Source organism: Psychrobacter sp. TS_SC_6, from assembly GCF_056156305.1.
In genome coordinates this window covers 2,461,581-2,475,211 of the sequence record NZ_CM149590.1, presented here as the reverse complement: position 1 = coordinate 2,475,211, position 13,631 = coordinate 2,461,581, and the positions used below count along the sequence as shown (strand labels likewise).

Below are 13,631 nucleotides of genomic sequence, written 5' to 3'. Positions count from 1 at the left end.
AAACAAGTAGGCAAAAATAAATTACTGCTCGTTCAAACCCAAACTATCTTTGATATTAGGCTGGCTATAAAACGCTTGCAGCATTTCACGCAGATGGGCAGTCAGCCATTCGCTTTCAAGCGCATCATAAACGATAGGCAGCAGGGTAGTAGATAGCTGCTCAATCGCTGCCTCATCGATATGTAAGCTTTCTGCCACCTGTGCGATGGTATCGGACTTATGATTGCGATACCAAGTATCGACGCTCGCTGCTACCAGGCTGTGCAAATAAGGTGACATGCGTAAACGATTGTAACTCTGCTGAATACTGGCTTCAATATGATCGATGCTACTGTTATCAGGCTCATCACTTAGATAGGTTTGGATATGGCTAATCGGCTGCTCTTTAATCCGCGCCCAACCAGTAACCAATAATCGCGACACCTCTTCATTGGATAAATGTTCTTGAGCATTGGCTTCTGCGCGATGCGCCAAATCTTTAATATTGCGATGCAGATACGTCTGTAATTTTTCATCAAGGTTTCTGTTGGTTGCCTTTTCAAATGAGCTGCGTCCAAGCTTCATCAGTTTGCCAACACCGCCCGCTTTTTCTAGCGTATTTTCCATAAAGTCGTTGATGGCGTGGTATAGCGTTTGGGTCAACAAATCTGCAAATGTATCGTTGCCAACCAAGGTATGAATCAAGATATTACGCTGCTGCTCATGGCTGCCGATATAGTCGGCCAGCGTTGCAACCTGTGTATCATCGATAAGCTCTGATAATGGCACATTGTCATTGGCTGGGTGATAGATAATGCCATGCAAGATATCACGGATATCGGCACGCATCACCTCACTTAAAGGATGGTCTAGTAGCCAATCATTAAGTAGGCGCTGTAAATCATCGTTACTGATATATTTGTCCAATGGCTGCGCACCAATCCACTGCCAAGCTTCCATGCTCAGCGGTTCAGCTTGCTTACGTAGCCAGTGCTGCATAAACGTGACTTGTGCATCAATTAAGCTGTTTATCGTTAGCATAAGCGTATTTGGGGTTTGAATATCTTTTGAAGTCTGCATAGGTTTTGAGGTCATAGTAATCGACAATTTGTTATACTGTGTGGTTATGGGGCATAAAGTATTATGCCACGAACATCGTCTGGGTTTGTGATGAATATTGACTGCGGCTCAATAAATAACGAGAGGTTGTAATGACGGCTCTGAATACCGCCTTACTTGCGCTTGATGAGCTGACCGTTCAGCGTGGTGAAATCCCTCTATGTGAAGGGGTGTCACTCAATTTGGCTGCAGGCAGCATTTGCCATTTAATTGGTGCTAATGGGACTGGTAAGACCACGTTACTTATGCAACTGGCTGGGTTATTGCCGGTGCTAACAGGTGATACTTATTATCAAGGGACAGCCAGTTTACCGATTCAGCCTTTGTATGTATCGCATCAATTGGGCATTCATCCCAATCTTACCGTTGCTCAAAACCTCACTTTTTTGCTGAATTTGTACGGTATCACACCAAGCAATGATGATATTGATGATGCTCTCACTTGGGTAGGGTTACAAGGATTTGAGACCATCAGCTCAAGTCATTTATCTGCGGGTCAAACTAGGCGAATTACCCTAGCGCGCTTATACTTACTGACGCCTGATGTGACGCCATTATGGCTGCTTGATGAGCCGTTCACCGCACTCGATGTCGATATGGTGGCGCGGATGGAAGACAGATTACGCGACTTTGCTCATGAGGGCGGTGCAATATTAATGACCAGTCACCAAGCAGTCGGCGTTGCCAATCAAGTGCTCGATTTATCCGATTATATGGTATGAAAGCTATCAATATCATTGTCAGTATAAATGCGATACGCATCAGTAGAAGAGCAAACAAATGATAGAGTCAGATACTCCAACACAAACCTTAAATACAAGCTCAAATGCTCATATAGCTGATGTGCGCAGTATCAGTTTTATGCAGCTGTGGCGCCGCGAATGGCAGGTCAAGCAGCAAGGGGCAGTGCAGTGGTTATATCCGCTGGTGCTGTTTTTGGTGATTATTACCTTGTTTCCGCTAGCGGTTGGCAGTGAGCCTGCACTATTACAACGCCTCGGGGTGTCAGCGGTGTGGATTGCCGCTTTATTGTCATTGGTGATGGGCGTTGATGGTTTGTTTAAGCCGGCGCTTGATAATGGCACATTGGCGCAATTGGTCGTTGCTAAGGCGTCGCTGCCTTTATGGGTGCTGATTCGTTTGGTCATACATTGGATTTTTAGTAGCGGCATTGTGGCGGCATTAAGTTTGCTTGCCGTGCCTTTATTTCAGCTGAGCTGGTTTGAGGCGTGGATATTGATGGCATCAATTGTTGCGGGTAGTCCGATGCTGCTCATGCTATCTGCGGTTGCTAGCAGTTTGACGTTATCATTGAAGAATGGCGCTGTGCTAGTGCCTTTAATCGCTTTGCCGATGCAGTTGCCGGTATTGATTTTTGCCACCGGTGCGGTTGATTTATTTGCTACAGGTCTTAACGGTTTGCCTATTTTGGCGTTGCTACTGGCAGGTAGTATTATCTCAGTGCTGGTGATGCCATGGGTGATTGCTATGACGTTAAAAATGTCGTGGTTGAATTAAAGTTTACACTGGCATGGTGTTCCTTCTCTTATTAAAGCCTTTTATATTAACAACATGATGAAAATTGGCAACTTTGCTATAATAGTCTATTAAACACACACTCACGTGTAGATTCTATCCATCGTTTAACGCCAGCAGGTTAGCGGATAATTGTATGAATCATGCGTTTAACTTGATAATCACTAGCTGCGTAATAGGTTTATTTCCATGCCCAACCTAAATAATGTCTCATCTCCTAGCCTGTGGCAACGCATTTGGCAAGTTTTCCTGACCACGGTGGGTACCAAGGAATTCTTTCGCATCTTTTCGCCTTGGGTCAAGTGGCTGGCGATACTAGCAAGTCTTTGCCTGCTCATCGGGAGTATCTGGGGTCTGGCGTTTGCGCCGCCTGATTATCTGCAAGGCAATAGCTATCGTATTATCTTTATCCATGTACCAGCAGCAAGCCTTGCTATTTCCATTTATTTTGCTTTAGCGGTACTTGGGGTAATCTATCTAGTCTGGAAAATCAAGACCGCAAGCCTTGTGGCGCAGGCAATTGCTCCTTTGGGGTTTTTATTGTGTGTGATTAGTTTGCTGACCGGTTCTATTTGGGCAAAACCCACGTGGGGTACTTATTGGGTTTGGGATGCGCGGCTGACATCGATGCTGATTTTGGCATTTTTATATGCAGGTGTGATGGCCTTGTTTGCAGCCTTTGAACATACGGCAAATCGTGGTAAAGCGGCGGCTATTTTGTCGATCGTTGGCGCAGTGAATTTGCCGATTATTAAGTATTCAGTAGAGTGGTGGAACACCTTACATCAAGGGGCGACTTTTACTTTGACTGCGGCACCTAAGATGTCAGCAGATATGTGGCTGCCACTGTTACTGATGACTATCGGTAGTTATCTATTGGTTGCAACTTTAGCGATTTATCGTACCAATACGCTAATCCTACATCGTGACCAAGGTAAAGCGTGGGTAAAAGAATACATTCGCAGGCAACACAAATAACGGCTAGGAAAATATGATGCAGCCTTACTTTTATAGTTTTTCTGAGTTTATTGCCATGGGTAAGCATGGGGTTTTTGTCTGGTCATGCTGGGCGATTACCGTTGGTATGATGCTGGCTTTTGTATTTTATAGCCGTCGTCAAAGACAAGCCCTTATCAAGCAGCTGGCGATTCAGCAAGCCCGTCAAGCACAGCGCACGACCAAAACGTCTACGCCAGTGATTAAAAGCACCAAATAAAAACCATTAAAAATCCTGTTATATCATGCCTTTGTTAGCTGTGTTTTTGAACATCGCTGATATAGCTGATATATAAATAAGTCGGCAAAGGTTTTACTGAAAAGTCTTGGTCTTATTGAGTTATCGGTAAAATGCTCCTATATAGTTATTAGAAGAGTACGATTAGAAAGACATTTTTAGAACGTTTTTCTAATCGTGGTTTCTTTAATATTTTCTGTTTTATAGATGGATAGTGTCTAAAACAGCGACTCATCAATGAGGTAATAGTATGAACGCAGTTCGTCGTAAAAAACTGATGTGGGTTATGTTTACGCTTGCAGGGGCAGCCATAGCCGTAGTATTGGTGATTTATGCTATTGGGCAACAGACTGATTACTATTTTGACGCAACTGCCATTGCAAATGGTGAAGCGCCACAAGATAAGCGTATTCGTGCAGGGGGTATGGTGGTTTCAGGCAGTGTACAGCGTGCGCCAAACGATCCACTGAGCGTTGAATTTGCTATCACAGACTTTCAATCGACCGTGCCAGTGACTTATCAAGGTATCTTGCCGGATTTGTTCGCTGAGAACTCGGGTGTTGTGGCGACTGGCAAAATGCAAGGCGATATCTTTGTCGCGGGTGAAGTATTGGCAAAGCATGATGAAAACTATATGCCGCCAGAGGTTGCCAAGTCGATGAAAGAAAATAATCGTAATGGTGCAGTTCCTTCTTCTGAACAATACAATCCTGCTGAAAAAGTTCATGAGACCAAGACTTTACAGTAGTAATTGCGCTCGCCACAATAAATGATAGTTATCATAAAAAGCCTTAAACATAAAAATCCAGTGACCTTTATCACTGGATTTTTTGTTCTTAGTATTCAAATAACTATGGTTTATTAATCATCCCATTCTGGTGAATAATCTGGATGCTTAATTTTACGACCATCAGCACGTGCTAAGCTGCCGATTTCCTCAAGTTCATCTGCACTGAGCGTTACCCTAATGGCATCTAAGTTGCCTTGTAAGTGCTCAGGATTAGAGGTTTTTGGAATCGCAATACGCTGCTTATCGGATAATATCCAAGCCAGTGATACTTGTGCTGGCGTGACATTATGACGATCGGCAATCTCCTTGATGATCTCATTATCAAATACATCACCGCGGGCGAGCGGCGAATACGCTTCTAATAATATATGGTGGTTATTTAAAAAGGTCTGCAACGTTTTTTGCTTAATAAAAGGATGAAACTCGACTTGGTTGACCGCAATAGGCACATCAGCATATCTCTTGGCTTCAATGATATTAGCAATATTAAAGTTAGACACGCCAATATTGCGAGTCAGGCCCTGTTTTTGTAGCGCACACAGAGCCGGAATAGTTTCTGATAGTGAGACACGGTCATCAGGCCAATGTAGCAGCAATAAATCAACATAATCTGTATCTAGATTTTTCAAAGAGTGCTTAGCAGCGGCAACAAGTTTTTCTGGCTCAAACTTCATGTCATCAGGGAATATTTTAGTTGTTAAAAAGAACTTATCGCGAGCGATACCTGATTGCTTAATACCTTTACCAACCTCGACTTCATTGCCATATGCTTGAGCTGTATCAATGTGTTCATAGCCCATTTTTAAACCTTGGCTGACGACATCGATACAGTCCTGACCCGTTGATTGCCAAGTACCCAATCCAAGTACCGGAATGTTGGCTTGTCCTGCCGTACGAATATTGTAATGTTTAGCGTGCATATTATTATCCTTGTTATGTGAGGGATTTATCAATATAAGAGTCAGTATTAGGATACTGCTTTCTACTTAGCCCATTGACTATAGGAAAAATCATGCGCCAGCGATAGGGCGGGTGACGCTTTTCTACAAACCACAAACAGGCTGTAACGTCATTTTTGTCGCTGCCTGCTTAAACAGTAAAGCAAAAGAAGCCCATTATTAAATAATAATGGGCTTCTTTTATGCAAAATGACTCATTGATTTAAACGAGCTATCTCAAATGTAACCTTTTTTCATGACGGCGTTAGCTATTTGGCAGCTTCTGCAACCGGAGCAGTTACAGCAGTGTCAGCACCCCAAATCTTTGGATATTTATAACCAGGGAAGCTGTCATGAGCATACTTTTTAAAGGCTTCTGAGTTATAAGCGTTAGTGACATCTTTTACCCATTTTTTATCTTTATCAGCCGTTTTAACCGCAGACCAGTTCACATAAGCGAAGCTTGGCTCTTGGAACAGGGCTTCTGTCAGCTTGATGCCTGAATCGGTCGCATAGTTACCGTTGATGATGGCAAAGTCGACTTCATCACGTGCACGAGGCAACTGAGCGGCTTCTAGCTCAACGATTTTGATGTCGTATTTGCTGTTGTCAGCGATATCAGCTTTTGAGGCGGTCAATGGATCAATGTTGTCTTTTAGCGTAATCCAGCCAAGCTCATTCATCATGACCAATGCACGTGCAAAGTTACTTGGATCATTCGGAGCAGAGACGCTCATACCTTTAAAGGCTTCGTCGATTTTGGTTTTCTTACCTGAGTAAATACCAAGTGGTGCTGTTGGTACTTGGAAAACTTCTACCAAATCAAGGTTGTTTTCTTTTTTGAAGGTATCAAGGTAAGGCTTATGTTGGAAGATGTTGATGTCTAAGTCGCCATCTGCTAGCGCAACGTTTGGACGAACATAATCAGTAAAAGTGACCAGCTCAACTTCATAACCTTGGGCTTCTAATGAGCCTTTTACTTGGTTACGCACCATATCGGCAAAATCGCCTTCGGTCGTACCAATAACAATTTTACTGTGTTCAGGGTCAATATCACTGGTTGTAGTAGCTGCTGTATTGGCAGTTTCAGCTGCGCCTTCAGTGGTACCTTCAGTGACTGGCTCTTTGGTAGCTTCTGGCGCTGATGAATTGTTGCAACCAACCAATACGAGACCTGATACGCCAACAGCAGCAAATGCAGTCGCTACTTGACGGCTGATATCTGTTAATTTCATGGAACTTCCTTAATAAGGGTAGGGATCAAATAATAAATGATGAGACTCAAAACAGGATTAAAACCGCATTAAAAAAGCAACATTATACATAGTAATGCTGCTAAGTTAACGAGTGTTAAGATAGTATCAAAATTAAAGGGAATCAGTTACAAAGTCAAGCATTTGCTTAGGATGAATCAGCATTAGACCCTATAAATTATTCATATCAAGCATCACTCAGTCATCAACATCTAATCTTAATAAGCCAAGTGATCACGGGTTTTTAACGTTTATCCAATCGAGTCGCGACCCAATTTCCTAAGGCTTGAATACCAATAACCATGATCGATAGCATAATCACGATGAATACCATCACCTCAGTCTGATAACGATAGTAACCATATCGAATTGCCAAATCACCCAAACCGCCGCCGCCAATCATACCGGCTGCTGCTGAAAAGGACAGCAAGCTGATACAAAGGATGGTCACAGACAAGACCAAGCCAGAACGAGCCTCGTTTAGTAATACTTTGATAATCGTAAAAGGTCTTGCGCCCATCGACTCGGTCGCTTCAATAATACCACGCGGTACTTCACGTAAGTTTTGCTCAACCAAACGTGCAAAGTAAAATGAGCCAGCAATCGCAAGCACCAATGAGGCGGCGATAGGACCAATACCTGTACCGACGATGGCTTTGGTAAAGGGACTCATGGCAATCATCAAAATCACAAACGGGAAGGCACGCATAAAGTTTGTGATGCCACCCAGTACAGCATAGAGCGTTTTATTCTGCAAAAACTGCCGATCACTGGATAAAAATAAGAAGACGCCAAACAGACCGCCGATAAGAATGGCTACTGTGGTTGAGATACCCAGCATAATAAAAGTATCTAAAAACGCCTGCCAAATCTCTTTACGCAGCACAAGCAGCTTGTCTATCGAGGCGGATAATTCTGCACCGGTTATCATGTTTATCTCTCCTGCCTCATTAGTCTTCGTGGACTAAGCCTTTGCCAATTGGGGTGGTGGCCTGAATGAGACCGTCGCGGATGTCCGCTACTTCGAGCAATTGTCCTTGATGTAACAAGGCTGCACGGTCACATAGTCTGCGAATGACGCTCATCTCATGAGTTACAATGACGATAGTGACGCCAAGCTGCTCATTGATATCACGTAAGCAAGTCAACAAACTACGCGTAGTGGCAGGGTCAAGCGCACTAGTCGGCTCATCAGCAAGGAGCACTTTTGGGCTTGGCGCAATCGCACGGGCGATACCAACACGCTGTTTTTGTCCACCTGATAACTGCGCTGGATAGTGACTAGCGCGGTCGGTTAAATCAACAATGTCTAGACAATCCATGACACGCTTATGAATATCAGCGCGAGGGTAGCCTGCAACCGTTAAGTTAAAAGCAACATTGTCAAATACGGTGCGATTAGACATCAGATTAAATTGCTGAAAAATCATGCCGATATTATGACGGGCGATACGCAAGTCACTGGCAGACAAAGAAGTTAGGTCTGTACCATCGATAATCACTTGACCTGAATCAGGACGTTCAAGCAAATTAATCAGGCGTAAAAGCGTTGATTTGCCCGCACCTGAATAGCCCATCAAGCCAAAAATCTCACCTTGCTTGACGGTTAGTGACGTCGGCTCGACAGCAGTAAACCAATGCGGCTTGCCGTTTTTATCTTTTATAGACCGGTCACTCAAAAAACTCTTGGTCACATCGTTTAAGACAATCATGTCACTCATGGAAGGCTCAAAATTCAATAAATGTTTTAGTGGTTATGAAGTGGTCGTAATTTCCTTGACTGCTGAACAGTTGAGTTAAAACCACATTCGATAACCCCATAATAAGGGGCGCTAATATAGCATATTATGCAAGGTTTTTGATACAGGCATTGGTGATTGACTTTGAACTTAGCTTAGTCAATATCAAGATATATAGAATGAAATAGGTAGGATTTCATTATGGTATGTTTTCTGACTTATTGATCGCTATGCACGCTAAAGGTTTGTAGTTCTTATCCTAGAGTACTTCTGAGAGTTTGTTTATGATATGAATGAATAAAATCAATTACGATTGTCATGATGATGGTAATGCGGATCGAGTTTAATAGGTAATACCACCAAAAATCGCGTGTGACCATTGATAGTGTCAGTGGTGATTCTTCCTTGATGGGCGGTGACAATTTGTGAGACTAAGGACAAGCCAAGACCTGAGCCTTTATTTTTTTGTTGCAGGCGTACAAAGGGGCTAAAAACTTCTTCACGTTTAGTTTCAGGGATGCCATCACCCTCATCAATCACTGCCAATACCACATACTTCGGAAGCGGACGTGTTGGCTCCGGTTTAGATTTTTTGAGATGTTTGCTAAATAGGCTTTCTTTACGGGTGGTATTTGTCGTTTCAGGACTTTCTTTATCAATTGCTTTATCACTGTCTTTTATCGCCACATCACCATTTTTATTCACTTTATTGGCATCTTCTTTATTGCTATTGATAGCATTTTTACCAGAGATGTCATCAATAGCATGATCAGGATCTTGAGAAGACTGTTGCTTCTCAGGCACGGCACGCCACATCACTTTCTTTAGCTTATCGGTCAAATCTGATGTAAAACTATGATAATTATCAAACAATGAAGAATTACCAATCTTTTCAAGTGTCTCGCTTGTATTGGTAAGGTCTACTTGCTCTAAAATAGTACTATCGCTATCTTGACTCACAGTATTATCAGATTCGCAGTCAGGACTAATATGAGCATCATTTACCAAATTTTCACCATTCTGATAAATAGGCGGGGCTGGTAATATAACTATAGACTCGCTATTTGCCGCTTTTGGCTTTGGAAGTGCTGCGCTAATAGAATTATTCAGCTCTGATACGGTATCTTGATGATGAGCAAGCGGATTTGTACTATGAGATGACTCATCAGAATAAAAGTCTGAGCTGTTATAGTCTATAAAACTACTGCACAACACTGTCTGCAATAAAAAATCAGGAATAGCTTCAGCTTCTTCAAGGGTTTGCACCCCATAAAGCAACACAGTGACTGGTGGTTTTCCATGCAGCATGGCATTGGTTAATAGATTGCGAATTAAATGGGTGAGCATTGATGATTGACCGTCAATCATGATGTGCTCGCCAATTAACGTTGCTTCAGGATAATGTTGACGTTCTTGATTCACCAAATCATATAAATCTAAATTTTCAACTTGCTGCAAGGCATGACCAGCATCCAAACGGCTCACCAATAGAATACTTTCAACCAAATCATTGAGACCTGAAAGGTCGCGATTAATGGCTTGAGCACGCTTATCAAACTTGGCTTTGTTGTCACTTGGCAATGGACCTGTCAGCATATCCATCATCTCAATCTGTAGGCGAATACGTGTTATGGGCGTACGCAGCTCATGAGAGGCATGTGCAAGTAACAAATTATTGGCATCAATAAGGTGTTCAATCTTTTGTGCTGCTTGATTAAATCCACGTGCCAGTGAAGCGATTTCATCATTGCCGTGTGCATTAACCCGTACCGTAAAGTCACCATCGCCAAGCTGAGCCATCTGTAGACTCATCTGATTAATACGCCAAGTAATGGTCCGGGCAATCCACCAAAGGACGCCTGCCATAATGAGTAGCAATAAGAGCGTGCCAGTAAATAAGTTAAGCGCTGCAGAGAGAACCGGCTTTTTGGGTGGCAAGCGTGACTCATATAATAGCGTATAGCCAGTACTGCTATAAACCTGTGCTTGCTTGGTTGGTGACGTTTCTGCAAAAGAGGGGAAAACACGTGAGAACAAAGAAGGCGTGGCAGGAAGCTCTAGCGGCAAATCGCTATTATCTGTTTGCATCAGCAGATGACCTTCGCTGTCATATAAGCCCATTTTTGCCTGCAATGACTCATCAAAGATATCGAAGCTTTTTTTGACTACGGCTAGCATAAAACGCGATTGTAGGCGATTTTCCTTACTAACTGCGATATTTAGCTCATGCAAAAAAGGATCGATCTGTCCTAAAATTTGCGTTGCCAATACCTCTGAGCGAATGCCAGCATCTTTATCATGTACCAACTGTGTCAATGATACCATCGCAACAGCAAACAAGATAAGCGCCAGCATGACACTGGCAAATAGCTTGGCAAATACGGAGCGAAAACCCAATTGCTGCATCAAATCATCTCTATTATCGAAAACTCATGTTACTTTATATGGTCAAACATAAAAGGGGTATCATACGTATGATACCCCTTTTAACGAACCGTTTTAAAGCAGTTTGACTGTTTATTTACCAACAGTTTACTACTAATTACACTTGGTCAGTGGCAAACTGATAGCCGACGCCACGTACTGTGATAATACGCTTTGGTTGACGTGGATTGTCTTCAATCAACGCACGAAGACGCGAGATATGTACGTCAATGGCGCGATCAATATTGTCTGAGCTGTCATCATTTGGCATAGCTTGCCACAATTGCTCGCGGTTCAGTACTTTGCCTGAATGTGTGGCAAAATAATGCAGCAATTGGAACTGATGCGTCGTCAAACGTACTGGCAGATCATCGATAGTCACTTCATGACTGTCAGGGAACACGCTCAAACGGCCAAAAGTTAAGCTGTCTGACTGACTGTCCGCTTGGTTTGGCTGCTCATGACGACGAATAACCGCACGAATACGGGCGAGCAGTTCACGCGGCTCAAACGGTTTAGAAATATAATCATCAGCGCCCATCTCAAGACCCAATACGCGGTCTGTGGTATCACCTTTTGCCGTCAACATAATGATCGGCACTTTATTGGTCATATTGTTTTTATTGCCACGGATTTTTTGGCAAACTTGCATACCATCCATGTCCGGTAGCATGAGGTCAAGTACCACCAAGTCAATATCACGCTCTTTAGTGTCTAATAAATCTAGACCTTCTTGACCAAGACCTGCATGATGCACATCATAATAATTCATGGTCAGATAATCACTGATTAATTCTGCCAAATCTGGATCATCTTCAATTAACAAAATCTGCTTGCTCATAATGTTTCCTCTAGTTGTTTTTATAATTTGTCTTAATACACTTTTACAATTTATAAAAGTGGCGTCTGCCCTTAGTTTTCAATTATCCAAAATGCTCATATTACAAACATGTAAATTATAAGCACCTATAGATACAAGCCATGCTCGAATACTATACAATAAAAGTATGCAATCCGTACTATCCATAATACGCTATATTGCCTAAACAGAATGTTATTAAACAAGGCGTGCTTTGTTAATGTTTCTACACAATGTAACTGCGGGATTCTGTGCTTAAGACACCACCACTTTTTTGCCTTTAGATTCAATGGGTAAGTTCGCCAAACAAATCAAACTGTCACTACTGATACCTGCGATTAAATATTGTTTGGTCAGCGGATCGTATTCAATCACTTCAATAGGCTGACGGGTTAAGCGCTGGTCTTGACCTATAATCCAGATATTGGCAGTCAGAGAACGCAGCGGTTTGTAAGGCGGCACCTGTATTTGTCTTAAATCCACATTATGTAGGGCAATTTTAGGCACAATAGTACCCACTTCTATCTGCCCGTAGTCAACTCTGCCAGTGACTTGCATATTAGGCGCTAGCTGATTGCGACTGACTTCATTGTCAATCACATTGACATAAACTAAAAGCTGTATCGGTTGTTTTACCGCCTGCACTTTACTAACCTGACCGGTAAATTTATCCACTCTACCTTCGGCAGTAAAGTTAACGGTTTGACCAACAGAAATTTGCGATTCGGCTTCAATCGGCAACGTTGAGATAAAATGCAATTCTGTTTCGTCACTGAGCTTTAATAACACTGTTTGAGCTTCTATCTTTTGTCCGGTTTGCACTGACAGATTCTCTACGCGTCCTGAAAAGCGGGCACGCAATGTGATTAAATCAGAGGTCGGGCTAGTATTGTCAGAAGTGCTAGCTCCATCAGCATTACTAGCAGTCGTATTTAATTCTGCTTCTATATTGGTTTCAGTATCGCCTAAGCCTATCGCTGTGTTTAGAATTTCCTGACGTCGAACTGTGAGTAGGGACGTACCTTTTTTCACCCATTGGTTGTCACTGACTAATACTTGCTCTACCGTCAGCGGCTGTGCTGCCATAAGGTTGATCTGCTTGATAGGTTCGATACGACCTTGCAAACCAAGGCTGGGCTGATAACGGGTAGGTTTGATGCTTAAAATATGATCAGGTGTGATGGTGACACTATCGGCACTAATGAGTGGTATATCAACTGGCTCATTATTGTCTCTACTTAACGCTTCGGTAGGAGATGTTGGCTGGCAGGCGATAAGAAATAGCGCGCTCAATATATAGAGGCTCTTTTTCAACGGCGCAGTCTGTAAGCATATAAAACGCATGTAATGCAGCGAGCGCATAAAAGATGTCATACCAATCACCATCATAAACGACTTTTTATTATATAGGGAATTCAAAGTATGGAAAATGGTTCTACCTATATTGTATTTAACTGTTTTTTTAAGCACTAGATGAGACGCTGTAGAATGCCTTTTTTATATAGAGAATAGTCGTTAAGTAGCTAAACTTAGAACATAATTTCACCAATTACTGGATAATAGCTGGTAACTGTGCTAAAACGAACATATCAAAATATATTGATACATTTTTATTACAAAGGTAAATTATTCAGTAAGATGAGTACTGGTTCTATATAATGGCTGCGATTCGAAAGACGATATTTAATAACAAGACTATTCACTTGTAACTTAGTCGATTTTTTCAGTTTTTAGTACAGTGGATTTTTGATGAGACTAGA

At 42.4% G+C, this 13,631-nt stretch carries 13 protein-coding genes; 5 read left to right on the top strand and 8 right to left on the bottom strand.

The annotated features are described in order from the left end of the window. Positions 1 to 21: 21 nt before the first annotated feature. Positions 22 to 1,074: a hypothetical protein gene (locus tag AC0J5Y_RS10530; RefSeq protein ID WP_475130635.1), complete on the bottom strand. Its 1,053-nt coding sequence runs from the start codon at positions 1,072 to 1,074 to the stop codon at positions 22 to 24. Positions 1,075 to 1,190: 116 nt separating this feature from the next. On the opposite strand from AC0J5Y_RS10530, the gene ccmA reads away from it, so the two are divergent. The 5 genes from ccmA to ccmE all read left to right on the top strand — a co-directional run bounded on the left by ccmA (position 1,191) and on the right by ccmE (position 4,616). After that, positions 1,191 to 1,820 (top strand): heme ABC exporter ATP-binding protein CcmA, encoded by a 630-nt coding sequence (ccmA, locus tag AC0J5Y_RS10525; protein WP_475130634.1) that lies wholly within the window; start codon positions 1,191 to 1,193, stop codon positions 1,818 to 1,820. A gap of 139 nt (positions 1,821 to 1,959) precedes the next feature. Continuing rightward, the gene (locus AC0J5Y_RS10520; protein ID WP_187289148.1) at positions 1,960 to 2,616 is read left to right on the top strand and encodes a heme exporter protein CcmB; all 657 of its coding nucleotides are present in this window, start codon (positions 1,960 to 1,962) and stop codon (positions 2,614 to 2,616) included. 207 nt (positions 2,617 to 2,823) lie between these two features. Then, entirely contained in the window at positions 2,824 to 3,612 is a 789-nt protein-coding gene (ccmC, locus tag AC0J5Y_RS10515) for a heme ABC transporter permease CcmC (protein WP_475130633.1), read from the top strand. A gap of 16 nt (positions 3,613 to 3,628) precedes the next feature. Then, positions 3,629 to 3,850, top strand: coding sequence for a heme exporter protein CcmD (ccmD, locus tag AC0J5Y_RS10510; protein ID WP_372843552.1), 222 nt, complete (start codon positions 3,629 to 3,631; stop codon positions 3,848 to 3,850). A 268-nt stretch (positions 3,851 to 4,118) separates the two neighbouring features. Further along, positions 4,119 to 4,616, top strand: a complete 498-nt coding sequence (gene ccmE / locus AC0J5Y_RS10505) for a cytochrome c maturation protein CcmE (RefSeq protein ID WP_475130632.1) — start codon at positions 4,119 to 4,121, stop codon at positions 4,614 to 4,616. 113 nt (positions 4,617 to 4,729) lie between these two features. On the opposite strand, the gene AC0J5Y_RS10500 is transcribed toward ccmE, so the two are convergent. From AC0J5Y_RS10500 to AC0J5Y_RS10470, 7 genes are all read right to left on the bottom strand, one after another. Further along, positions 4,730 to 5,578, bottom strand: coding sequence for an aldo/keto reductase (locus AC0J5Y_RS10500; protein ID WP_475130631.1), 849 nt, complete (start codon positions 5,576 to 5,578; stop codon positions 4,730 to 4,732). A gap of 287 nt (positions 5,579 to 5,865) precedes the next feature. Next, complete coding sequence (locus AC0J5Y_RS10495) at positions 5,866 to 6,831, bottom strand: MetQ/NlpA family ABC transporter substrate-binding protein (protein ID WP_475130630.1); 966 nt, start codon at positions 6,829 to 6,831, stop codon at positions 5,866 to 5,868. 262 nt (positions 6,832 to 7,093) lie between these two features. Further along, positions 7,094 to 7,780, bottom strand: coding sequence for a methionine ABC transporter permease (locus tag AC0J5Y_RS10490; protein WP_475130629.1), 687 nt, complete (start codon positions 7,778 to 7,780; stop codon positions 7,094 to 7,096). A gap of 19 nt (positions 7,781 to 7,799) precedes the next feature. After that, entirely contained in the window at positions 7,800 to 8,570 is a 771-nt protein-coding gene (locus AC0J5Y_RS10485; protein WP_475130628.1) for a methionine ABC transporter ATP-binding protein, read from the bottom strand. A gap of 321 nt (positions 8,571 to 8,891) precedes the next feature. Beyond that, positions 8,892 to 10,994, bottom strand: a complete 2,103-nt coding sequence (locus AC0J5Y_RS10480; protein WP_475132159.1) for an ATP-binding protein — start codon at positions 10,992 to 10,994, stop codon at positions 8,892 to 8,894. A 136-nt stretch (positions 10,995 to 11,130) separates the two neighbouring features. Beyond that, the gene (locus tag AC0J5Y_RS10475; protein ID WP_201561987.1) at positions 11,131 to 11,853 is read right to left on the bottom strand and encodes a response regulator transcription factor; all 723 of its coding nucleotides are present in this window, start codon (positions 11,851 to 11,853) and stop codon (positions 11,131 to 11,133) included. Between the two features lie 273 nt (positions 11,854 to 12,126). Further along, positions 12,127 to 13,245 (bottom strand): efflux RND transporter periplasmic adaptor subunit, encoded by a 1,119-nt coding sequence (locus AC0J5Y_RS10470; RefSeq protein WP_475130627.1) that lies wholly within the window; start codon positions 13,243 to 13,245, stop codon positions 12,127 to 12,129. Positions 13,246 to 13,631: the final 386 nt, after the last annotated feature.